The sequence below is a fragment of the Brachybacterium tyrofermentans genome (genome assembly GCF_014897585.1).
Classification (GTDB): Bacteria; Actinomycetota; Actinomycetes; order Actinomycetales; family Dermabacteraceae; genus Brachybacterium; species Brachybacterium tyrofermentans.
Map to the genome: position 1 here is coordinate 37,689 of NZ_JABUXW010000005.1, position 21,955 is coordinate 59,643.

At 71.7% G+C, this 21,955-nt stretch carries 21 protein-coding genes and 1 pseudogene; 14 read left to right on the forward strand and 8 right to left on the reverse strand.

Features of this window, described 5'->3' with window-relative positions:
• Window positions 1-13: 13 nt before the first annotated feature.
• The 4 genes from nadA to INT49_RS04745 are packed head-to-tail and all read left to right on the forward strand — an operon-like array spanning window position 14 to window position 5,393.
• Window positions 14-1,396: a quinolinate synthase NadA gene (gene nadA, locus INT49_RS04730; RefSeq protein ID WP_193116576.1), complete on the forward strand. Its 1,383-nt coding sequence runs from the start codon at window positions 14-16 to the stop codon at window positions 1,394-1,396.
• Window positions 1,397-1,398: 2 nt separating this feature from the next.
• Entirely contained in the window at window positions 1,399-3,345 is a 1,947-nt protein-coding gene (gene nadB / locus INT49_RS04735) for an L-aspartate oxidase (RefSeq protein WP_226849751.1), read from the forward strand.
• Window positions 3,339-4,199, forward strand: a complete 861-nt coding sequence (nadC, locus tag INT49_RS04740) for a carboxylating nicotinate-nucleotide diphosphorylase (protein WP_193116577.1) — start codon at window positions 3,339-3,341, stop codon at window positions 4,197-4,199. Before nadB ends, nadC begins: the two co-directional genes overlap by 7 nt.
• Window positions 4,200-4,244: 45 nt before the next feature.
• Entirely contained in the window at window positions 4,245-5,393 is a 1,149-nt protein-coding gene (locus INT49_RS04745) for a cysteine desulfurase family protein (RefSeq protein WP_193116578.1), read from the forward strand.
• A gap of 100 nt (window positions 5,394-5,493) precedes the next feature.
• On the opposite strand, the gene INT49_RS04750 is transcribed toward INT49_RS04745, so the two are convergent.
• The gene (locus INT49_RS04750; RefSeq protein WP_193116579.1) at window positions 5,494-5,913 is read right to left on the reverse strand and encodes a DUF2695 domain-containing protein; all 420 of its coding nucleotides are present in this window, start codon (window positions 5,911-5,913) and stop codon (window positions 5,494-5,496) included.
• Between the two features lie 163 nt (window positions 5,914-6,076).
• Here INT49_RS04750 and INT49_RS04755 point away from each other — a divergent pair, with 163 nt between their 5' ends.
• The 4 genes from INT49_RS04755 to INT49_RS04770 all read left to right on the forward strand — a co-directional run bounded on the left by INT49_RS04755 (window position 6,077) and on the right by INT49_RS04770 (window position 9,626).
• Window positions 6,077-6,958: a nucleotidyltransferase family protein gene (locus tag INT49_RS04755; RefSeq protein ID WP_319021510.1), complete on the forward strand. Its 882-nt coding sequence runs from the start codon at window positions 6,077-6,079 to the stop codon at window positions 6,956-6,958.
• A complete protein-coding gene (locus tag INT49_RS21520; protein ID WP_319021511.1) occupies window positions 6,955-8,256 on the forward strand; it encodes a GHMP family kinase ATP-binding protein in 1,302 nt (433 codons plus the stop codon). The genes INT49_RS04755 and INT49_RS21520 overlap by 4 nt, the downstream gene beginning before the upstream one ends.
• 136 nt (window positions 8,257-8,392) lie before the next feature.
• A complete protein-coding gene (locus INT49_RS04765; protein WP_319021512.1) occupies window positions 8,393-9,250 on the forward strand; it encodes a hypothetical protein in 858 nt (285 codons plus the stop codon).
• Between the two features lie 142 nt (window positions 9,251-9,392).
• Window positions 9,393-9,626 (forward strand): hypothetical protein, encoded by a 234-nt coding sequence (locus tag INT49_RS04770; protein WP_193116580.1) that lies wholly within the window; start codon window positions 9,393-9,395, stop codon window positions 9,624-9,626.
• Between the two features lie 155 nt (window positions 9,627-9,781).
• Here INT49_RS04770 and INT49_RS04775 read toward each other — a convergent pair whose 3' ends face one another.
• Window positions 9,782-10,780, reverse strand: coding sequence for a DMT family transporter (locus INT49_RS04775; protein WP_319021513.1), 999 nt, complete (start codon window positions 10,778-10,780; stop codon window positions 9,782-9,784).
• Between the two features lie 215 nt (window positions 10,781-10,995).
• Between INT49_RS04775 and INT49_RS04780 the strand changes: the two genes are divergently transcribed.
• Complete coding sequence (locus INT49_RS04780; protein ID WP_193116581.1) at window positions 10,996-11,892, forward strand: aminodeoxychorismate lyase; 897 nt, start codon at window positions 10,996-10,998, stop codon at window positions 11,890-11,892.
• A gap of 84 nt (window positions 11,893-11,976) precedes the next feature.
• Here INT49_RS04780 and INT49_RS04785 read toward each other — a convergent pair whose 3' ends face one another.
• Genes INT49_RS04785 through INT49_RS04795 form a run of 3 tightly spaced genes read right to left on the reverse strand, consistent with a single transcriptional unit; the run spans window position 11,977 to window position 14,407 of the window.
• On the reverse strand, window positions 11,977-12,498 hold the full coding sequence (locus INT49_RS04785) for an AAA family ATPase (RefSeq protein WP_193116582.1): 522 nt from the start codon (window positions 12,496-12,498) through the stop codon (window positions 11,977-11,979).
• On the reverse strand, window positions 12,495-13,409 hold the full coding sequence (locus INT49_RS04790) for an aminoglycoside phosphotransferase family protein (RefSeq protein WP_193116583.1): 915 nt from the start codon (window positions 13,407-13,409) through the stop codon (window positions 12,495-12,497). The genes INT49_RS04785 and INT49_RS04790 overlap by 4 nt, the downstream gene beginning before the upstream one ends.
• A gap of 41 nt (window positions 13,410-13,450) precedes the next feature.
• Complete coding sequence (locus INT49_RS04795) at window positions 13,451-14,407, reverse strand: sugar-binding transcriptional regulator (protein ID WP_193116584.1); 957 nt, start codon at window positions 14,405-14,407, stop codon at window positions 13,451-13,453.
• Between the two features lie 203 nt (window positions 14,408-14,610).
• On the opposite strand from INT49_RS04795, the gene INT49_RS04800 reads away from it, so the two are divergent.
• Complete coding sequence (locus INT49_RS04800; protein ID WP_193116585.1) at window positions 14,611-15,216, forward strand: PTS sugar transporter subunit IIA; 606 nt, start codon at window positions 14,611-14,613, stop codon at window positions 15,214-15,216.
• The gene (locus INT49_RS04805; protein ID WP_193116586.1) at window positions 15,213-15,680 is read left to right on the forward strand and encodes an NUDIX domain-containing protein; all 468 of its coding nucleotides are present in this window, start codon (window positions 15,213-15,215) and stop codon (window positions 15,678-15,680) included. Before INT49_RS04800 ends, INT49_RS04805 begins: the two co-directional genes overlap by 4 nt.
• Window positions 15,681-15,754: 74 nt before the next feature.
• Here the strand turns inward: INT49_RS04805 and INT49_RS21525 are convergent, their stop codons facing one another.
• The 3 genes and pseudogenes from INT49_RS21525 to INT49_RS04815 form a co-directional block, all read right to left on the reverse strand.
• Window positions 15,755-16,207, reverse strand: coding sequence for an NAD(P)-dependent oxidoreductase (locus tag INT49_RS21525; RefSeq protein WP_319021523.1), 453 nt, complete (start codon window positions 16,205-16,207; stop codon window positions 15,755-15,757).
• A gap of 65 nt (window positions 16,208-16,272) precedes the next feature.
• Window positions 16,273-16,398: pseudogene (locus INT49_RS21530) on the reverse strand (NmrA family NAD(P)-binding protein); the annotation flags it as partial.
• A gap of 191 nt (window positions 16,399-16,589) precedes the next feature.
• Window positions 16,590-17,663 (reverse strand): zinc-dependent alcohol dehydrogenase, encoded by a 1,074-nt coding sequence (locus INT49_RS04815; RefSeq protein WP_193116587.1) that lies wholly within the window; start codon window positions 17,661-17,663, stop codon window positions 16,590-16,592.
• A 118-nt stretch (window positions 17,664-17,781) separates the two neighbouring features.
• Between INT49_RS04815 and INT49_RS04820 the strand changes: the two genes are divergently transcribed.
• The 3 genes from INT49_RS04820 to INT49_RS04830 all read left to right on the forward strand — a co-directional run bounded on the left by INT49_RS04820 (window position 17,782) and on the right by INT49_RS04830 (window position 21,768).
• Window positions 17,782-19,494, forward strand: coding sequence for an IlvD/Edd family dehydratase (locus INT49_RS04820; protein ID WP_193116588.1), 1,713 nt, complete (start codon window positions 17,782-17,784; stop codon window positions 19,492-19,494).
• A gap of 177 nt (window positions 19,495-19,671) precedes the next feature.
• Window positions 19,672-20,520 (forward strand): aldo/keto reductase, encoded by an 849-nt coding sequence (locus INT49_RS04825; RefSeq protein WP_193116589.1) that lies wholly within the window; start codon window positions 19,672-19,674, stop codon window positions 20,518-20,520.
• 369 nt (window positions 20,521-20,889) lie between these two features.
• Complete coding sequence (locus tag INT49_RS04830; RefSeq protein WP_193116590.1) at window positions 20,890-21,768, forward strand: carbon-nitrogen hydrolase family protein; 879 nt, start codon at window positions 20,890-20,892, stop codon at window positions 21,766-21,768.
• The last annotated feature ends 187 nt before the right edge of the window (window positions 21,769-21,955 follow it).

The window sequence follows — 21,955 nt, forward strand, 5'->3', positions numbered from 1 at the left end:
CGGAGGGCACGACATGACCACCACCGATACCCCTGTCACGGCAGCCACCGCTTCCTCGGCCCCCACCGCGTCGGTCGACCTGACCCTGCGAGACATCTCCAGCGGCGCGGCCTCCGGCAGCAGCTGCTCCACCGAGCTGCTCGACGCCCCCTGGGACGTCGACGCCCGCGACCCCGGCTACGGCCCCGGCGCCTCGATGGCCGATCCGATCCCCGCCGCATCCCCGCGCCAGGGCGAGATCCCGCAGGAGTACCGCGACGCGAGCACCGAGGAGCTGGACCGCCGGATCCGCGCCGCGAAGGCGGAGCTCGGGGACCGTGCAGTGGTGCTCGGGCACTTCTACCAGCGCGACGAGGTCATCCAGTACGCCGACTACGTGGGCGACTCCTTCCAGCTCGCGACCGCCGCGAAGGCCCGCACCGACGCCGAGGCGATCATCTTCTGCGGCGTGCACTTCATGGCCGAGACCGCCGATCTGCTCTCCGGGCCCGAGCAGGCCGTGATCCTGCCCAACCTCGCCGCCGGCTGCTCGATGGCGGACATGGCGGACATCGACCAGGTCGAGGAGTGCTGGGAGCAGCTGATGGAGGTCTACGGGGGCGAGGTGCCCGGCGACGACGGCCGCCTGCCGGTCATCCCCGTGACCTACATGAACTCCTCCGCGGACATCAAGGGCTTCGTGGGCCGCCACGGCGGCATCGTGTGCACCTCCTCGAACGCCTCGACCGTGCTCGAGTGGGCCTTCGAGCGCGGGCAGCGGGTGCTGTTCTTCCCCGACCAGCACCTGGGCCGCAACACCGCCAAGGCCATGGGGATCTCCCTGGACGAGATGCCCATGTGGAACCCGCGCCGGCCGCTGGGCGGGAACGACGAGCAGGCCCTCCATGACGCCAAGGTGGTGCTGTGGCACGGCTTCTGCTCGGTCCACAAGCGTTTCACCACCGCCCAGATCGACAAGGCCCGCGCCGAGCACCCCGGTGTGCGCGTGATCGTGCACCCCGAATGCCCCATGCCCGTGGTCGATGCGGCGGACGAAGCCGGCTCCACCGACTACATCCGCAAGGCCATCGAGGGCGCCACCGAACCCACCACCTTCGCGATCGGCACCGAGATCAACCTGGTCCAGCGCCTCGCCGCCCAGCACCCGCAGCACACGATCTTCTGCCTGGATCCCGTGGTGTGCCCCTGCTCGACGATGTACCGCATCCACCCCGGCTACCTCGCCTGGGCCCTCGAATCGCTCCTGGACGGCGAGGTCATCAACCAGATCTCCGTGAGCCAGGACGTCGCCGATCCCGCACGCCTCGCGCTCGAGCGCATGCTCGCCGCGAAGCCGGCCCCGGTCGGGGCTGCTCCCGAGCGTGCCACCTCGGAGCGCACCACCTCGGAGCGCTGAGCATGGGCGCGCACGACGAGCAGCCCACGGATCGGCAGCTCGCCGGTCTGATGCACGCCGATCTGCTGGTCATCGGCTCCGGGATCGCCGGGCTCACGGCGGCGCTGCACGCCGCCCGGTCGGTGGACGTCCTCCTGGTGACCAAGGCGGAGCTCGCCGAGGGCTCCACCCGTTACGCCCAGGGCGGCATCGCCGGGGCGGTCGACCCCTCCGACACCGTCGCCGAGCATGAACAGGACACCCTGGCCGCCGGGGCCGGCCTGTGCGATGCGGAGGCAGTTCGGGTGCTGTGCGACGAGGGCCCGGCCGCGATCGCGCACCTCATCGACCGCGGAGTCGCTTTCGATCGCGCTGGTGTCCGTGAGTCCGCTGGTGGCCTCGACGTCGCTGGTGATCTCGAGCCTGCTGACGGTCTCGGGTCCGGGATCGGGGCGGGCCGGAGTCCGTATGCGCTGGGCCTCGAGGGGGCCCATTCCCGCCCCCGGATCCTCCGCGCCGGAGGCGATGCCACCGGCCGGGCGATCGAGGAGGTGTTGGTGGACGCCGTGCACGACCGCGCCACGGAGAGCTCCAGCAGCACGACGGGCGGTTCCCTCGCCCTGCGCGAGCACATGACGCTGGTGGATCTGCTGGTCGACGGTGGCCGTGTGGTCGGCGCCGAGCTGATGGCGGCCGACGGGACCCGGCTCGCGGTGCGGGCCCCGGCCACGCTCCTGGCCACGGGCGGCGCCGGGCAGCTCTTCTCCCACACCACGAACCCCGCCGTCTCCACCGGGGACGGGATCGCCGCCGCCTGGCGGGCCGGCGCCGCGGTCGAGGACCTCGAGTTCTACCAGTTCCACCCCACCGCGCTCGCAGCCCCCGGCTCCTTCCTCATCTCCGAGGCCGTGCGCGGGGAGGGCGCCGTGCTGCGCGACGAGCACGGTCGGCGCTTCCTGCCCGCTCTCGACCCCCGCGCCGAGCTTGCCCCGCGCGACGTCGTGGCCCGCGCGATCGCCCAGGTCATGGCCGCCCAGGACGGCAGGCCCGTATTCCTGGATGCGACCAGCATCGGTGCGGATCAGCTCCGGGAACGGTTCCCCACCATCGACGCCGCCGTGCGCGGAGCCGGAGTCGACTGGGGCAGCGAGCCGGTGCCCGTGACCCCGGCCGCCCATTACTGGATGGGCGGGATCCGCACCGATCTCGACGGGCGCACCACGCTCCCCGGGCTCCTCGCCGCGGGGGAGTGCGCCCGCACCGGCGTGCACGGGGCTAACCGCCTCGCCTCGAATTCCCTCCTCGAGGGCGCCGTGTTCGGAGCCCGTGCCGGCGCGACGGCCGTGGAGCAGGTCCGCGCCACGGCCTCCGCTGCTCTCCCTGTCGCTGCTGCTGCTCTCCCTGTCGCAGCTGCCGCTCTCCCCGTCACGGGTACCGCCCTCCCCATCGCACCCAGGGGCGCTGGGTGTGCGGCCTCGCCGTATACAGCGCTGCCTGCGCACCATGCGCCAGTGGATGCGGCTGTCCCCGCCGGATCCGACCCCAGACCCGGCCCCAGCCCCGCCCCCGGTCCCGGGGCTTCGGAACGGTGGACCCGCGCCGAGCTGCAGGAGCTGCTGTGGAGCCATGCCGGTCTGCTGCGCACGGGCGAGCAGCTCGACGCGGCCGCGGCGCAGCTCGCCTCCTGGGGGGATCCGGACCCCGCCTCGTGCACCACGGTGGCCGAGCTCGAGGACCGCAATCTCCTCCACCTCGCCCGACTGCTCATCGCGCACGCCCTGGCCAGGCCGGGGTCCGTCGGCGCCCACCACCGGCTCGACGATCCCCGTCATCTCGCCACCCAGGGACCTGCCGATAATCAGGGCCATGCCGAGGCCCGTGGTCGCACGGACGCTCATGAGCTCGTCGGTGCCCCCACCTCTGCCCTCTCCGCCGATTCCGAGCCCGCCCAGGAGGCCCTCGCATGCTGACCACCACCCAGATCGATACCGTCGTCGCCGCAGCTCTCCTCGAGGACGCCCCGTGGGGAGACCTCACCGGCCAGGTGTTCCTCCCCGCCGATGCCACCGCGACCGCGCAGCTCACCGCCCGTGAGGCCGGCGTGCTCTCCGGGATCGACGTGTTCGCCGCCGCCTTCCGCCTCACCGACACCGCCGTCGAGGTGACCGGGCACGTGGCGGACGGTGAGCGCTTCGCCGCCGGCGACGTGCTCGCGACCGTCGTCGGCCCGGCGCGTGCGGTCGTGCAGGCCGAGCGCATCGCCTTGAACTTCACCCAGCGCATGACCGGGATCGCCACGCTGACGAGGAAGTTCGTCGACGCTGTAGAAGGCACCGGGGTGCGCATCACCGACACTCGCAAGACCACGCCCGGCCTGCGTGCGATCGAACGCCACGCGGTGCGCAGCGGCGGGGGAGTGAACCACCGGTTCTCGCTCTCGGATGCCGTGATGGCGAAGGACAACCACCTCGCGATCCTGCAGCAGCAGGGCCTGGACCTCACCGAGTCGATCCGCCACGCCCGCGCCCAGCTCGGCCACACCACCCGGCTCGAGGTCGAGGTGGACAGGATCGACCAGATCGAGCCCGTGATCGCCGGCGGCGTCGACATCATCATGCTCGACAACTTCTCCCTCGCGGACCTCGCCCGCGGGGTGGAGATCGTGGCCGGTCGCGCGATCGTCGAGGCCAGCGGCACCGTCACCCTCGACACCGTCGCCGACATCGCCCGCACCGGCGTGGACGTCATCTCCTCCGGCGCGCTCACCCACTCGGTGCGGAACCTCGACCTCGGTCTGGACAGCACGCTGGCCGCCGCGAACTGATCCCGGCGTATCGCTCGACCCCACGCCCGACAGGAGGATCCGGACATGCTCTATCTCGACACCGCCGCCACGACCCCGGTGCGCCGCGAGGCCCTCGAAGCCGCCTGGCCGTACCTCACCGGCACCTTCGGCAACCCGTCCAGCCACCACACCGTGGGGGAGGCCGCCGCACGGGGGCTCGAGGACGCGCGCCGACGGGTCGCCGCCGTGCTCGGCGCCCGGCGCAGCGACATCGTGTTCACCGCCAGCGGCACCGAGGCCGCGAACCTCGCCATCAGGGGGCTCGCCCTCGCCACACCTCGCGGGAAACACCTGGTCACCGCGCCCACCGAACATGAGGCGGTGCTCGAGAGCATCAGCTTCCTGCAGCGGGTGCACGGCTTCGAGGTCTCCTTCGTGGACGTCGGGGCCGACGGGATCGTCACCCCCGAGGCCCTGCGTGCCGTGCTGCGCGCGGACACCACCCTGGTCTCCCTCGCCCTGGCGAACAACGAGATCGGCGCGATCGCCGACATCCCCGCTCTCGCCGCTGCGGCCCACGAGACCGGGGCGCTCCTGCACACCGATGCGGTGCAGGCCGCTGGCTGGGTCGACCTCCGCGACCTCGGCGCGGACGCGCTGACGATCTCCGGGCACAAGCTCGGCGCCCCCAAGGGCATCGGCGTCGCAGCGATCCGGGGACGCCTGCCGCTGGAGCCGCTCGTCCACGGCGGCGGGCAGGAGAACGGCCGGCGCTCCGGCACCGAGAACGTGGCCTTCGCCGTCGCACTCGCCGTCGCCCTGGAGCTGTCCGAGGCAGAGCGGGCGCAGAAGGTCGCGCGGATCGGCCCGCTGCGGGACGCCTTCCTCGCCCGGGTGCTCACCGCCCGCGAGGGGGTGCTGCTGACCGGACCTCCCGCGGCGGAGACCGGGCCCGATGGGCGCTCCGCGCGACTGCCCGCCCATGCCTCCTTCTGCGTTCCTGGGCTCAGCGGCGAATCGGTGCTGCTGGACCTCGAGGAGCGCGGCGTGGTCGCCTCGAGCGGTTCTGCCTGCGCGGCCGGCAGCGATGAGCCCTCCCACGTGCTCACCGCCCTCGGCATCTCGCGGGAGGTCGCCCAGACAGCGGTGCGGTTCACCCTCGGAGCCGAGGTGTCCGCCGCGCAGCTCGACGCGGCGGCACTCGCCGTCGAGGAGGTTCTGGCCGCGACGTGATCGGCGATAGAGCGATCGGCCGTGCCGTCGCGGGCACGTCGGCATCCACGGTCGTTTCGAGGACGGGCCCGGTCATCAGGCGAGCTCCTGGCCAGCACGGTCACCACCACCCGTACCGATAGCGGTACCGCGCGAGCCAGAGCGTGCACGGCTGGGTCGAGCCTCGGCGCACCCCATGGCAGGTGGGCATCGGGTCGGGATACTCGGGGTCGCATCTCAGCGCAGTCCCGTCGGGGTCGAACGCGATGGGCACCACCAGGAACTCGGAGCGCAGATCGAAGGCGTTCATGAACAGTCCGCAATCGCAGCCTGCGCCCTTGGAGCGCAGCCTCCGCAGCAGCGCTGTGGCGTTCGGGGCTCGCAGATCGCGGTAGCGCCGGGTCCAGCGCGACCCGGTGCACCCGAAGGCGAGCATCCGGAAGACGTAGCACTGGAGGCATTCGCCGTCGGCCGGATCGGTCAGGGTCGCGGCCAGGAGGCGCAGGTACTCCTCGGCCTCGTCGAGGGGAGTCGATGACATGGATCCAGTCGACCACCACCACACGCCCGGGCAGGGGCGCCCGCCCGCGGATGTGGACACTGACGCGGTGGGGAGGACGGGTGCGAACCTGCCTCGCGGCAGTCTTCTCGGCACTCTGTGAAACGTTCCGGCCTCCGTGTGTCCCTCCCCGTAGACTCCTCATGTGACTGATCTGAGCTCTTCGAACCCCGCCGACCCCTCCGCCGCGAACAACGCCACGGACAGCGCCGCGAACAGCGCCGTCACCCGGGCCGTGATCCTTGCCCGCGGGCTCGGCACGCGCATGCGCAAGGCTGACGACGCCGCCCAGCTCGACGAGAAGCAGGCCGCTGTGGCCGCGAGCGGCGTCAAGGCCCTGATCGACGTCGGCCGCCCCTTCCTCGACTACGTCATCTCCGTGCTCGCCGACGTGGGCGTCACCGAGATCTGCCTGGTCATCGGCCCGGAGCATGACGTCCTGCGCGAGTACGCCGCCGCCAGCAGCGGCGGCCGCGTCACCGTGACCACCGCCGTGCAGACCGAACCTCTGGGCACCGGGGACGCCGTCGCCGCGGCCCGCGACTTCGCCGGCTCCGAGCGCGTCATCGTGCTGAACTCCGACAACTACTACCCGCGCGAGGCCCTGGCCGCGCTCGCCGCAGCCCCCGGCAGCGCCCTCGTCGGCTTCGACCGCGAAGCGCTCGTGACCGGGTCGAACATCCCCTCGGACCGCATCCGTTCCTTCGCTCTCGTCGCCACCGATGAGACCGGCGCTCTGCGTGACATCGTCGAGAAGCCCGACGAGGCCACCCTCGCCGCCTACGGCGAGCAGGCCCCCGTCTCGATGAACGCCTGGCTGTTCACCCCCGCGATCTTCGACGCCTGCGCCCGCATCGAACCCTCCGCGCGCGGGGAGCTCGAGGTCATCGACGCCGTGCGCCTGCTGGTCGCCGAGGGCGAGGCGTTCACCGTGGTCCCCGCCGCCGTGGGCGTGCTGGACATGTCCTCGCGCGGCGATGTCGCCGCCGTGCAGGGCGCTCTCGCCGGGATCGAGGTGCGCCTGTGAGCGACGTGCTCGCCGCGCTCACCGCAGGGATCCGGACCGAGCCCCTCGACGACTCCTCCGCCGATGCATCCGGGGCCGCGGCACGCTGGTTCGTGCCCGGCCGCATCGAGGTGCTCGGCAAGCACACCGACTACGCCGGCGGGCGCTCCCTGCTCGCCGCGGTCGACGTGGGCCACACGATCACCGCGACCCCGCGCGAGGACCGCGTGCTGGAGGTGCGCTCTGAGGGCGCCGACGGTCCCGTGCGCATCGACCTCGGCGAAGACGCACGCTCCGCCGCTCAGCGCGAGGTCCAGGCCGACGGGCACTGGGGCGGCTACGTGCGCACCGTCGCCGATCGGCTCGAGAAGAACTTCCCCGGTCAGCTCCGCGGAGCGGACGTCACCGTGACCTCCACCCTGCCGCTCGCGGCCGGGATGTCCAGCTCCTCGGCGCTCGTCGTCGGCCTGGCGCTCGCCCTGATCGACCTCTCCGGGATCGCCGCGGACCCCGCCTTCACCCGCGAGATCACCACCACCGAGCAGCTCGGCGAGTACTTCGGGACCATTGAGAACGGGCAGAGCTTCGGCACCCTCGCCGGCGACCGCGGCGTCGGCACCTTCGGTGGCAGCGGGGACCACACCGCGATGCTGTGCGGCCAGCGGGACGCCCTGGTCCAGTACTCCTTCTGCCCCGTGCGCCACGAACGCACCATCGACCTCGGCCCCGAGCTGACCTTCGTGGTCGCCGTGAGCGGCGTCGAGGCCGAGAAGACCGGCTCCGCCCGGGACCACTACAACCGCGTCTCCCTCGCCGTCGCCGAGATCCTGCGCCGCTGGCGTGAGGACACCGGCCGCGCCGACGCCTCGCTCGCCGACGCCGTGGCCAGCGGGCCCGCCACCGCGCAGCGTCTGCGCGCACTCGTCGCCGACGACGACTACCTCGCCGGCCGCTTCGAACAGTTCCTCACCGAGTCCGAGCGGATCATCCCCGCCGCGTCGGTCGCGCTCGAGGACGGCGACCTCGCCGAGTTCGGGCGCCTGGTCGACGAATCCCAGGCCGGCGCCGAGGACGGACTGCGCAACCAGGTTCCCGAGACCGTGTCGCTGCAGCGCCTCGCCCGCGGGCTCGGAGCGCAGGCCGCGAGCGCCTTCGGAGCCGGCTTCGGGGGCAGCGTCTGGGCGCTGGTCCCGACTAACGACGCGCAGGACTTCGCCGTCCGCTGGCTCGACGCCTACCGGGCGGAGCATCCCGAGCGTGCCCGGGCCGCGACCTCCCTGGCCAGACCCGGCGGCGCGGCCCGACGTCTGGCCGGCTGAGCACGTCCGTCGGCGGCCGTGGAACATTGCTGCGGGGCGGCGGCTGACTGTGTGCTGCCGGCCGTCGGAGGTACGCCCAGCGCGGATCGGCGCCCGACGAGGGTCCGCGCTCGGCGCGCTGTGCCACGATGACGGGGTGAGTACTCCGATGCCCTCCTCCCTGCCCTGGCCCACCGAGGCCCCCGCGATTCCGCTGCTGACGGCACGCCCTGTCCTGGACCGGATCTCCTCGCTGGCCCGCACCCATGAACAGGACGTCACCCTCGTTCCGGGCCTCGCCGTGAACGAGGAGGAGATCGCCGCAGATCCGCCGCCCGCCCTCGAGCAGATCCTCGACGAGCTCAGCGGCATCGAGCTGCGCGGCATCCCGGTGCTGAACCTGGTGATCGAGGACCGCACCGACGTGGGCCCGTACACGCTGCTGGGGGCGGCCACCACCTTCTACCCGCTGTACGAGACGCCCGAGGCGGCCGTGGTCCTCACAATCGACGACGACGGTGCCCCGGGCGTCGTCTACGGCATCGGGGAGGACCTGGCCCTGCGCCTGGCCGCCCCCGATCTCATCGCCTACCTGGAGCGCTTCGCCGACGCCCTCGACGCCACGCTGAACGCCCTGGCGCTGCGCGGCGACGAGTCCGACCCCAAGGGCGTGGCCCGCACGGAGGCCGCCCAGGAGCTCATCGACCTGTACCTCTTCACCGCGCTCGTCGGGGAGGACGAGGAGGAGGACGAGGCCGACGGGACGGCTCACGCAGCGGCGGAGGGCCCTGCCGTCAAGGACGTCACCGGCGAGGGTGTCTCCGTGCCCCTGCAGGATCCCGCTGCCTCCGAGATCAGCGGACTGCCCGAGGGTGCGCTCCTGGTGGCCGACCTGCGCGATGCCCCTCTGGGGGCCCATGTGGACCTAATCGACGCGGAGGTGCCCGGCGATCCGCTGGACCTCCGCGTCGCCTGGCGCGAGCACGGCCGCCTCATCACCCTCCACACCAGCTGACCCTGTCTCCCGTCGGGCCGACCCCCGATCTGACTCCGGCTCCGGTCGGGCCCCGATCGAGCCGTGCATTCCTTGCGTTAACCGCGTCGCAAACGCACGGAACGCACGGATGGATCGGCCACACGAAGGAAGGAGTTCGACCATGGCCTGGGTGACTCGTCGTCAACGACTCTGGCGCGCGGTGCAGGGCATCATCATCGGGCTGGCGATCGGCCTGGCGGGGCTGGCGCTCAGCCTCGGCCAGGTAGATCTCGGTGCGGTGCACATCCCCCGGAGCCCTGTGCTGGGCGGGGCACTCGCCGTCGCAGGCGTCCTGATCACGGTGTCGAACGTGATGGCCGCTCGGCGTGCCCGACGGCCTGCGCCGACGAGCTGAGCTGGAGGCCAGTTCCCGACCTCACCCGATCTTGCCGCTGGGCATCGAGCCGTGCATTCCTTGCGTTATCCGCGTCGCAAACGCACGGAACGCACGGATCGTCGGGCGGTGACAGCCTGGCTGCCAGGCCGGGGCTTCAGACCCCGACCGGAACGTCAGCCCCGTCGGCGGCTGGAGGCCGTGATCAGCGCGGCGAGCAGGGTCAGAGCGGCGCCGGCGACGGTCGTGACGGTGAGGTGCCCGGGTGCGGCGACGGCGTCGATCACCACCGAGCCCACGATCTGGCCGGCGATGGTCGTCATCGCGAGGGTCAGCACCCCGAGCGGGCCCGCGAGATAGGCGGCCATCGCGATGAACACGATGCCGATCGGCCCGCCGAGGTAGAGCAGCGGGTTCGTCGGCAGCGCCGCGGGCGGCCCTGCGATCAGCAGGTGCACGAGCGCCACCACGGCCAGCGCCGCAGTGCCCACCACGAAGTTGCCGAGCGTGGCGACCAGGAAATGGCCGCTGTGCTGGGTGACGCGGCCGTTGATCGCCTGCTGCAGCCCCATCGCCACGCCGGCGACCATCGGCAGCGCGAGCAGGAACCACGGTGCCTGGGAGCTGAACCCGCCGGACATCGCGAGCACCACCGAGACCACCATGAGGCTCGCCCCGATCACCCGCAGCGGGGTCAGGTGGCGGATGCCTCCGGGACCGAGGCCCACCCGATCCACGACCAGCCCGGTGACAGTCTGCCCGGCGACCACGCAGACGATGAACAGCGCCACCCCGAGCAGCGCGACCGAGAACGACTGCCCCAGCACGTAGACCGCGCCGCCGAGACCGCCGATCGCGAGGTACCAGGGGAAGGCGCCGCTGCGCAGCTCCCGCCAGAACCGGCCGGTGGTCCGGCGCAGCCACGGCATGACCGCGAGGAGCAGCAGCAGGATCACGAGCCCGGTGCCGAAGGAGATGAGGGCGGCGGCGAACCCGTCGTCCAGCTCGGAGGCCAGGTCGGAGTTGATGCGGGACTGGATCGCGCCCATCATCCCGCAGACCACAGCGGCGGGGACGGCCCACAGGGGAGCGGGCCGATGGACGGCGCGAGGAGCGCTGTCGCCGGAGGCGTCGACGTGCGGCGAAGGGGAGGCGTTCGGGGCGGTTCCGGTCACGAGGGGACACTGTACGGGCGGCGAGAGGGCGGGCGCCCGTCGGCCCGTCGGGGCGGCGCGCGCCCTGGGTGCTCGCCGACGACCAGATGCTCCGGGTGCGCGATGGACGGTTCGCCGCAGAGGCTCCGGGACGGGGCCTCGCGGAGGACACGGACAGGTCTACCCTGGAAGTCCGACCGCCTCGATCCTGAGGCGCCCTGACCAGGAGCAGCGCCATGACCTCGTCCAGCACGGACACCCCCGCACCGGTTCTCGTCCTCGTCCCCGGCGCGGCAGGGGCTCCGGCCGACGGTAGCGCCCCGTTCCACATCGCCGACGCCACCGCGCCGCAGCTGTCGATCACCGACCTGGTGGTCACCCGCGGCGACGGCATCTTCGAGACCATCGGTGCCTTCGACGGCACGCCGATCAACGTCGGCCCCCACCTCGCGCGGCTGGCCCGCAGCGCCTCCCTGCTGGGGCTGCCCGCGCCGGACCAGGAGGCCATCGCGGCCGCGGTCGACGCGTCGATCGAGGCCCACGCCGACGTCCCCGAGCTGACCATCCGCGTCATGTACACCCGCGGCATCGAGGGCAACGGCGTCCCCACCTGCTGGATCGACGCCCATGTCTCCGACGACTGGGCGCCGTACCGCGCCGGGATCCGCGTGGCGACCCTGGACCGCGGCCTGGCGACGACCGTCTTCGAGGAGAGCCCGTGGCTGCTGCAGGGCGCGAAGACCCTCAGCTACGCGGTGAACATGGCGGCCGTGCGCGAGGCGAAGAGCCGCGGGGCGCAGGACGCCCTGTTCGTCGCGACCGACGGGTACGTGCTCGAGGGGCCGACGTCCACGCTGCTGGTGCGACGCGGCGACGCCTACCTCACCACTCCCGTGAGCGCCGGTGTGCTCCCCGGAACCTGTGTGGGCTCGCTGTTCGAGGCGCTGCAGAAGGAGGGCCATGAGGCGCGCGAGCAGCTCATGAGCGTCGAGGACGTCGCCACCTCCGACGGTGCCTGGCTGCTCTCCTCGACCCGTCTCGCCGCCCCGATCACCCATCTCGATGACGTCGAGCTGCCGGTCGACCCCGAGCTCACCGCCCACTTCGAAGCGATCCTCACCGGCAGGGTCTGATCGTCGGCGGTCCTCGCCGGAGCCCGCACAGTCCCGCTTCCGGACAGTCGTCGGCCAGCGAAAGCGCGGCCTCAGAGCCGAGGGTCAGGAGCTTGAGTGGGGTGAATTCATCCAGGTGAGCACCTCGTGCAAGGGGGCGGTGTCGTGAAGGTTGATCGACGTCGTGTCGAGCGTGAAGTCTGCGCGCACCCCGTCATGGATGTCCTTCAGCTGTTGGAGTGACCACTCGATGTCGCCACGTCCACGTCGTTCGATGCGGTGCCGGATGGCTGTTTCGGAGGCGGTCACGGCGAGAATCTTCAGGTCGTAGCTGCCCAACCGATCGAGGACGTCCCGGTGGTGGGAGCTCACGGGGTAGGGGAGCAACCCGTCGATGATCGTGTCGTAACCCGCAGCCGGCCAGGCGAGCACGGAGTTCAGAAGCGTTTCGGCATAACGTTGCTGCACCTCGCGATCACTGAAGTCCACGGAAGTGGCGGCCTGAGGGGCAGAGAGGTCGGCCTCGACGCCGATCCACCCTGCGGTCGTGAACTCCAGCAGGGCCTCTGCCAGGGTGCTCTTCCCGGTGCCGCTCGCGCCGCTGATCACCAGCACTCGCGACGTCATACTCGGTCCTCCGGATCGAGGTGCTTCGACAACAGATCCATGCCGAGGCGACCACGTTCGACCAATTCATCGCGGCCGGTGGTGAGCCCCGTGTGCCAGTACGAGACCCCTAGCCGGACCGTGAGGAGTTGGAGGAGCCGTTCCTCGTGCCCAGACAGTGCCCTGCCGTATCCATCGAAGAAGGCCCTTCGAAGGCTCGGTCGGGTGAGCCAGAGGGCGCCGTACAGCCACACCATGTCCTCGACGATGTAGCCGGGACCAGTTCTCTCGAAGTCGATGACTCCTAGACGCATCGAGGAGCGGTCCCAGAGCCAGTTGCGGGTGGAGAAGTCTCCGTGACAGGTGACGGAGGCATTGCGCTCAGCCAGTTCAGGCAGTTCGTTCGCCGCAGCCGTGAGGAGGCTGACTTGGAACGGGTCGAGGAGTTCGGACATGCTCGGCCGGCATGCCCGAGCCTCGTCCGCCAGCTCCGTGACCCGTTTGCGGGCGACATCGCGATCTTCCACGGGTGCGGCGCCGGAATGGTCGTGCCAGCGTCGAAGCAGGCGCCCCGCCTCCGTGTGGGCACTCAGCTCCTCAGCTGGTTCGAGGGGCAACCCCCTCATGACGACTCCGGGCTGAAGCGAGCTGAGAAGTGCCTTGAGGCCGTCATGAGTGCTGAGCAGCCGGGGTCTCTCGGGCTCGGGCAGGGCACGCTTTGCATAGGAATAGCCACCGATTTCCTGCGTGAAATCGGAAGCGCTGGGGGAGATCTTCACGTACGCCCGCCCTGTGCTCGAGGTGACACACCAAACTCGCGAGGTCTCTCGTGGCCACGAGGTGTCGAGGGCATCGACGACGTCACCCATCTGCGATGAGACCCAGTCGAGGACGTCGGCCGGCAAACGTGCTGCGTTGGCGTTCTGGGTCATCCGCGCTGCTTTCTGTCGTCTGTCCACGGGCCGGTTGGCGCTCAGGCGCGGGCGAGGAGCTCGCGGGCCAAGTCGGTGTCGAACACGGCGGTGTCGATGACGCCGCTGCGCAGCACGCCGAGCACGCCGGGCGCCCGCTCGACGCCGGCGGCGACGCCCAGCACCTCGGGGATCCGCAGCAGCTCGGAGAAGGTCACCGCGAGCACCCGCTGGTCGGTTGGCGCCCCGAGCGGGATCCCGTGCGCGTCGATGAACCGCCCGCACACGTCGCCCACCGGGTCCTGCGCCTCGAAGGCGGCGCGCTCGGCGTCGCTGAGCGCCATCAGGTCCAGCACCTTCGGGGAGGAGTGCACCCCCAGCGAGCCGATGCCCACCACGGCGAGCTCCACCTGGGCGGCGGCCTCGAGCACCGAGCCGATGCTGGATTCGGCCCGCAGGGTGCTCACCGTCGTCGCCGATTCGAGCACGGCAGGTGCGTAGAGCGTCTCGGCGCGGGCTCCGAGCCGGGAGGCGAGCACGCGCACCACGGACTCGCCGGAGTCGAACTGGTCCAGGGAGCTGTGCCCGCCGACCAGGGGGAGCACGCGCGGCGTCGGCCGCAGATGCTGGGCCTCCAGCTCGGTGACGACGCTCTGGACGGTCTGGCCCCAGGAGATGCCGATGCTGCTCACCTGCGCGGCCCGCTCGCTGATCACGGCGGCGCCCTCGCGGGCCACCGCGACGATCCCCGGGGTGCGCGGCGCGGAGACCACATGGACCTCGCGCAGGGAGAACGCCGAGCGCAGGGCGACCTCGAGGGCCTCGTCGCGGCGCGGCGGACCGTCGGGATCGTGGATGGTGATCTCGACGATCCCGCGGTCGCGGGCCTGGGTGAGGATCCGGGAGACGTTGGAACGGGAGAGCTCCAGCTCGGCGGCGACCTCGGTCTGCGAGCGGCCCTGCTCGTAGTACAGCCGAGCGGCCCGCACGATCACGGAGGTGTCGCGAGGTGCGGGCATGGGGTCTCCTCCTGGGGGATCAGGCCGACATCGATCCGGACCTGCGCTGCGGACCCGGGCGGGCCCGGCAGGACCCGGAGGGATGCTGCCGGATCGGGGCGGGGCAAGGTCGTGGCACGATGCTCCCGGGAACGACTATGACCAGCGTACGCATGGCACCGTGGAACAGGTGCCAGAATCAGGTCACCGATGAGGGAGGCTGCATGAGCTCAGATCCACGACCGCACGATGCCGCGCCCGGCGCGGACGGCGAGCCACCGGTGCCCCTGGGGCTCACGGTGGTCGTGGCCCAGCTGGACGTCTCCGACGCGGAGGACGTGCTGCGCTCGCTCGCTGGCCGCCTGCTCGATGCCGGCGCCGTTACCGTGGACTTCCCCGAGGCGCTGCGCACCCGCGAGCAGCAGTACCCGACGGGTCTGCCCACGCCGATCCCCACCGCGATCCCGCACGCCGATCCCGAGCACGTGCTCGTGCCCGGTCTGGCGATCGCGACCCTCGCCCGCCCCGTGGCCTTCGGGGAGATGGGCGGGACCGGCGGCACGGTCGACGCCCGCCTGGTGGCGATGCCCCTGCTCACCGATGCCCGCGCGCACCTCGCGGCGCTCCAGAGCCTGATGGGGCTGCTGCGCGACGAGGCGGCGGTCCAGGACCTGCTGGGTGCGGCCGACGAGGACGAGCTGCGCGAGCGCACCATGACGCACCTGTCCGGGGGTGCCGTCGGCCCGGGCGAGTCGGCCGACGGGAACGCGGCCGATGTGGGTGCGGCCGACGACACCACCACCGACGACAGCAAGGAGCGCGAGGCATGAGGTCACCGCGACTGGGAGTGAAGGCACTGATCGTCCGCGACGGACATGTGCTGATGAACTGCTACATCGACCCCGACGGCAGCCACGTCTTCGCGCTGCCCGGTGGCGGCCAGGAGCACGGCGAGGATCAGGTGGCCGCGATGATCCGGGAGTGCCGTGAGGAGATCGGAGCGCTCGTCGAGGTGCACCAGGTGGCGTGCCTGTTCGAGACCATGACGGAGAACCGCATGGTCGATGGAGCCCCGATCCCGCCGTTCCACCAGGTCAACGTCGCCTACTGGTGCGGACTCGCCGAGGGCGAGGAGCCGGGGGAGGGCACCGCGCCCGATCCGGGACAGGCCGGCACGGCGTGGCTGCCGCTGGACCGCCTCGGCGAGCACACGGTGCATCCCCCGGAACTCGCCCGCTGGCTCGAGGCCGACCCGTCCAGCCGGCCGATCTCGCTCGGGGTCAGCAAGGGCTGAGCACGCCCCGTGCCCGGCCCGTGCGAGCCCCGTGCCCGGCCCGAGCGACCTCCTCACCGAGCCGGGTCGTGTGCTCAGTGGCCGAGGTTGACGTGCTCCCGGTGGTGGTCGCCGGACTCGATGAGGTCGACGAGACCGAGGGCGTAGTCCGCGGCGGAGATCGCGCCCCCGTCGCTCTGGACCGCGACGTCGTCGCCGAGGCGATAACGGCCCAGCTGCTCGCCGGGCATCCGTGCCCCGAAGCGGAGCGCGGGGCTCACGAAGAGCCAGTCCAGCGTCGCGGGGGTGGCGGGGAGGTCCTCGAGGAGGAACGCCGCCCCGTCCCGGATCTCGTCATGGAGCTCCTCGGGGATGCCGCTGAGGTCGCTGACGAAGCGATCCGCCCCGCGCGCCGGACGCAGCGAGGAGGCCCCGCCGACGATGACCAGGCGCACGCCCGCGGCATCGGCCACGCGCGCGATGGTGCCGTGGGCGGCGCGCCAGGTGCCGGCCTGCTGGCCGCGCGGGGCGAGCGCGTCGACCACCACGTCGGCCCCTCCATGGCGGAGGCCAGCGTCGCCTCGGCGGCGGCGTCGCCCTGGACATAGGTCACCTGCGGGGTGGGGTGCTCAGGGAACGAGCGGCTCAGAGCGGTGACCTGGTGGCCGCGTGCTGCGGCCTCGGTGACGATGGCCGAGCCGGCATAGCCGGTGCCGCCGATGACGGTGATGTGAGACATGAGGTGCCTTCCTGTGGGCTGGGGCCGGGATCGGCTCCCCACTCACCGTAGGAGAGTCACTCTCTGCGGGGAAGTAGGCACTTTCAGGTAACCGGGCAGGCACTTCGGGGTAATCGGCGACCCTGGACGGCCGTGGGCTTGGAGATCGGGACGCGGGGCCCGTAGGCCGGGGCGCCGGGCCCGCGCTCGCCTCAGCCCAGGTCGCCACGCAGCCGCGGGTCGATGTGGATCTTCGGGCCGACGCCAGCGCCGCCGCCACTCGCGGCCGTCCAGGATTCGGTGCTCGTGCCCGCTCTCTTCGGGCGGTTCCCGGCGAGCACGCCCGCCACCCCGTCGAGCGAGATCGTCGCGGCGATCAGCGGGCGCGGATCCACGGTGCCGGCGGCGTAGAGCGCGATGGTCTCCCCGAGGGCCGGGGAGGCGCTCAGCACGCCGACCGCCGTGACGTCCCCGAGCACGAGGTCGCGGCTGTCCAGGCGGCTCGGCTCCCCGGCGATCCCGATGAAGACCACGCGACCTCCCGGCTCCACCCGGGACAGGGCCCAGGCGGGCAGCTCCGAGGAGATCGCGGCGTCGATGACCGCATCCAGGGGCAGATCCGGAAGAGTGTCCTGGGTCCAGGCATTCGCCAGGCCCAGGCTGCGGGCGAACTCCAGATCCGGTCCGGGCAGGCCCAGCACATGCACCTCGGCGCCGGCGGCGCGGGCGAAGAGTGCGCACAGCAGGCCGATCGTGCCCGGGCCCATGATCAGCACGCGGTCGCCGGGGGAGAGGTCCGCCCCCTGCACGGCGCGCAGGGCGTTTCCTCCCGGCTCCACCATCGCACCGGCAGCAGGGTCGATGGCGTCGGGCAGAGCGTGCAGCGAGGTGGCGGGCACGGTGAGCTGCTCGGCGAGGGCCCCGTGACGATGGCCGCGGATCCCCACCTCCTGGCGCTCCTCGCACACGTGCTGGTTCCCGCGCAGGCAGCGTCGGCAGTGCCCGCAGCCCAGCATCGTGTCGCCCATGACCCGTCGGCCGATCCATCCCGGATCGACGCCGTCGCCGACCGCGGAGACGGTGCCCATCCACTCGTGGCCGATGCGCATCGGGTAGCGCGCGTGCCCGGAGCGGAGGTAGGCCATGTGGCCCGTGTGGAACTCGAGGTCGGTGCCGCAGATGCCCACCCGCTCCACGTCGACCACGACCTCGCCGGGTTCCGCCCGGGGGGCCTCCACCTCCTGCACGGAGCCCTCTCCAGGTGCGGTGATCACGAAGGCGCGCATCAGGGCGGATCCTCTCAAGAGTGTTCTCACCTGCGGACTCATCGACGAGTGCGTCCTGGCGTGACGTAACCTGCAGGCAGTCATCAGCGTAGTCGACAGCGTGGGAACAGGATCAGCAATGGAGCTCCGCAGCAGCCAGTGGTACGCGGGCGAGGACCGCAACGCCTACATCCACCGAGCCTGGATGCGCCGCGGAGCGCCCGACGACTCGTTCCGCGGCCGCCCGCAGATCGCGATCGCCAACACCGCCAGCGACCTCACCCCCTGCAACGCGCACCTCACCGGCGTGGCCCAGTTCGTGAAGAACGGGATCCTCGAGGCCGGCGGCGTGCCCCAGGAGCTGCCCGTCGTGTCCCTCGGCGAGACCAACGTGCGCCCCACCGCGATGCTCTGGCGCAACATGGCCGCGATGAGCACCGAGGAGATGCTGCGCGCCAACCCCGTCGACGGGGTGGTGCTGCTGGGCGGTTGCGACAAGACCATCCCGTCCCTGCTCATGGCCGCCGCGAGCGTGGACATCCCCGCCGTGGTGGTGCCCGGCGGCCCGATGCTCAACGGCACCTTCCGCGGCGCCCCGCTGGGCTGCGGCACCGGGGTGTGGAAGCTCAGCGAGGAGGTGCGGGCCGGGACGCTCTCGCAGGAGGACTTCGCCCGCTCCGAATCGGCGATGATCCGCAGCGCCGGGCACTGCAACACGATGGGCACCGCCTCGACGATGGCGCTGGTCGCCGAGGCGCTGGGCACGATCGTCCCCGGCATCGCCGGCACGCCCGCGTCCGATGCCCGCCTCAGCGAGGCCGCCCAGCTCACCGGACGCCTCGCCGTGGACCTCGTGAAACAGGGCCGCACCCCGTCGACCTTCCTCACCAAGGGGTCCTTCCACAACGCGATCGTCGCGCTCGCCGCGATCGGCGGCTCCACCAACGCCGTGGTGCACCTGCTCGCGATCGCCGGCCGCCTCGGCATCGAGCTCAGCGTGGAGGACTTCGACCGCATCGGCTCCCACGTGCCGCTGCTGGTGGACCTCCAGCCCGCCGGGCGCCACCTCATGGAGGACCTGTTCCGCGCAGGCGGCCTGCTCGCCGTGCTCCGCCAGGTCAAGGACCTGCTGGACCCCGAGGCGCTCACCATCACCGGGAAGCCGCTCGTGGACTACCTCGACGACGCGGAGATCTTCGATCCCGAGGTCATCTCCGTGCGCGAGACCCCGGTCCAGGACGACGCCGGCATCGCCCTGCTGCGCGGCAACCTCGCCCCCGACGGCGCGATCATCAAGCCCGCCGCCGCCACCCCCGAGCTGCTCCAGCACCGGGGGCGGGCCCTCGTGTTCGACAGCATCGAGGACTTCCACGAGCGCATCGACGACCCTGAGCTCGAGGTCGACGCGGACTCCGTGATGATTCTGCGCGGCTGCGGCCCCAAGGGCTACCCGGGCATGCCCGAGGTCTCCAACATGCCCCTGCCCACCAAGCTCCTCGAGCAGGGCGTGCGGGACATGGTGCGCATCTGCGACGGCCGCATGTCCGGCACCGCCTACGGCACCGTGGTGCTGCACGTAGCCCCTGAGGCCGCCGCCGGCGGGCCGCTCGGGCTCGTGCGCAGCGGCGACTGGATCGTGCTGGACGTGGCCGGGCGCCGCCTCGACGTGGAGCTCAGTGCGGAGGAGCTCGCGGCGCGTGAGCCGTCGGCCGCGATGACCGGGGCGTTCGCCGCGCCGACCCGAGGGTGGGAGCGGCTGTACGTCGACCACGTGCAGCAGGCGGACACCGGCGCCGACCTCGACTTCCTCGTCGGCGCGAGCGGCTCCGAGGTCGCGCGCGAGTCCCACTGACCGCCCCTCGCGTCCTGACCTCGCCTTGCGTCGAGCGGACCGCACCGGATCGCGCAGTTCCGCTCGCGGGAACGGCGTGGACCTGTGAAAGCGCTGGTCAAGACGGGGAGGAAAGCGTTAGCCTGGGAGGGTCCGCCCGGCGGCTCGGTGCCGCCCACCCCGATCACGAGGAGCATCATGCCTGTCTCTCCCTCTGTCACCTTCCACGACGGCCGGTCCATCCCGCAGCTCGGCTACGGCGTGTGGCAGGTCGAGAACGCCGTCGCGGCCGACGTCGTCGTGCAGGCACTCGAGGCCGGCTACCGCCACGTCGACACCGCCCGCGGCTACAACAACGAGGCCGGCGTGGGCCAGGCGCTGAAGACCGCCGGCCTCAAGCGCGACGACGTGTTCGTGACCTCGAAGGTCCCCAACCAGGACCAGGGCCGCGACAAGACCCTCGCCTCCTTCGACGCCACCATGGAGGACCTCGGCCTCGACGAGCTCGACCTCTACCTGATCCACTGGCCCGCGCCCTCCAAGGGCCTCGCCGTGGAGACCTGGAAGGCTCTCATCGAGCTGCAGGAGCAGGGGCGCATCCGCTCCATCGGCGTCTCCAACTTCCGCGTCGAGGACCTCGAGAAGATCGAGGCCGAGACCGGTGTGCTGCCCGTGCTCAACCAGATCGAGCTGCACCCCTACTTCAACCAGCCCGAGCTGCGCGAGTTCCACGCCTCCAAGCAGATCCTCACCGAGTCCTGGTCCCCGCTGGGCCAGGGCGGCGGCGAGCTCACCGACCCGGTGGTCACGAAGATCGCCGAGGCGCACGGGGCCGACGCCGGCCAGGTGCTGATCGCCTGGAACCTGGCGCTGGGCAACGTGGTGATCCCCAAGTCCGAGACCCCCAAGCGGATCGTCTCGAACTTCGCCTCGCTCGAGGTCGAGCTCACCGACGACGAGATCGCCCAGATCACCGGCCTGCACAAGGGCGACGCCGGCCGTCAGGGCGGCAACCCGAACGACATGATCGCGCACCAGGGCGCCTGAGTCCCCTGATCGGGCCCGGCCCTTCTCGCAGCAGCGGGAGGGGCCGGGCCCGATGTCGTCCCGGGATCTCCGAGGATGCGGGCTACTCTGGACGTGGCGTGTCCGACGCCGAACCTCGATCGCCCGTCCCCAGCACGGGCCCGCACCTCGGTAGAGGGCACCACGAGGCAAAGGGACCCGGTCTCCGGTCGCTGTCGATGAACACCCGTGCCTCGGGTCGTCGCCGCTGGGGAGCCGATGCGAGGCATTGCGGGAGTACGGATGGCAGCCGACCGAGCACTCAAGAAGCGCGTGCGCGCTCGCATGTCGCGCACGGGAGAGTCCTATACGGCAGCCCTCCGGCACCTCCGCTCCACCCCAGGAGACACCGTGCCGACCCAACCCATCACTCCGGATCCGACGAATGCCACGGATCCAACCACCGATCGCGCCCTACGCCTCGCGACGGCGCAGACCACCCCTCAGCACCATCCCTCCGATGCCGATGCTTTCCACTGCGCGGGCGAGGAGGTCCGCTCGCTCATGCGCCGCGCCGGGGATCTTGGTGCCGACCTCATCCAGTTCCCCGAGGCCACGCTCAGCTTCCCCGACAAGGTGGCCCTGTCCCGTTCGAGCGAGGAGATCACCGAGTCGGAGTGGACCCGCTTCGCCTGGGATGCCCTGGAGGCGGAGCTCGCCGAGGTGCGCGCAGCGGCGAAGGAACTCGCATTGTGGACCGTCATCGGGAGTCAGACCCGCGCCCAAGGTGCGAGCCGTCCCCGCACGAGCCTGCTGGTGATCGATCCACAGGGCAGGGTCCATGCGCAGTACGACGAACGGCGCCTCTCGCGGACGAAGGGCGCCTTCATGTACGAGCAGGGTACCGAGGCCGTCACGATCTCCATCCACGGGATCGTGCTGGGCCTGGCGTCGGGGCTCGAAGTGCTGTTCGAGGATGTATTCCGGGGCTACGAGGACGCGGGCGCCGATGCCGTCCTGCTGTGCTCGCAAGGGCCGGGCGATCCTGTGGAGGGTGACGCCTTCGCGATCTCCGCACGCGCGGCTGCCCGTCACCATGGCCTATCGATCGGCTACAGCGTGCCGACGTCGAACGCGCCGTACGCCCCTGCAGGGGTGATCGGTCCGGACGGCCGCTGGCTCGCGATATGTCCTGCCCAGCAGTCGCCCGCTGTGGTCGTGCAGACGATCGCGCGGCGCCCCGGCGGGGCATCTCGGGACTGGCGGCGCGCCATGGTCGACGCGGACTGACCCGCGCAGGCGATCGAGGTGACCTGATCGAGATGGGTCCGTGGTGACCCGGGAGGAGCCGGTCGTCCCGTTGTGGTGTCGGCCGGCCCTCCCTGCGCACCGTGCCGGCTAGCTGGTCGGCCACTGCTCCTCCTGCCCGCTGTCGGCGAACCCGTCGTATGGCGCGGGACCTGCCGCCCACCCGGCG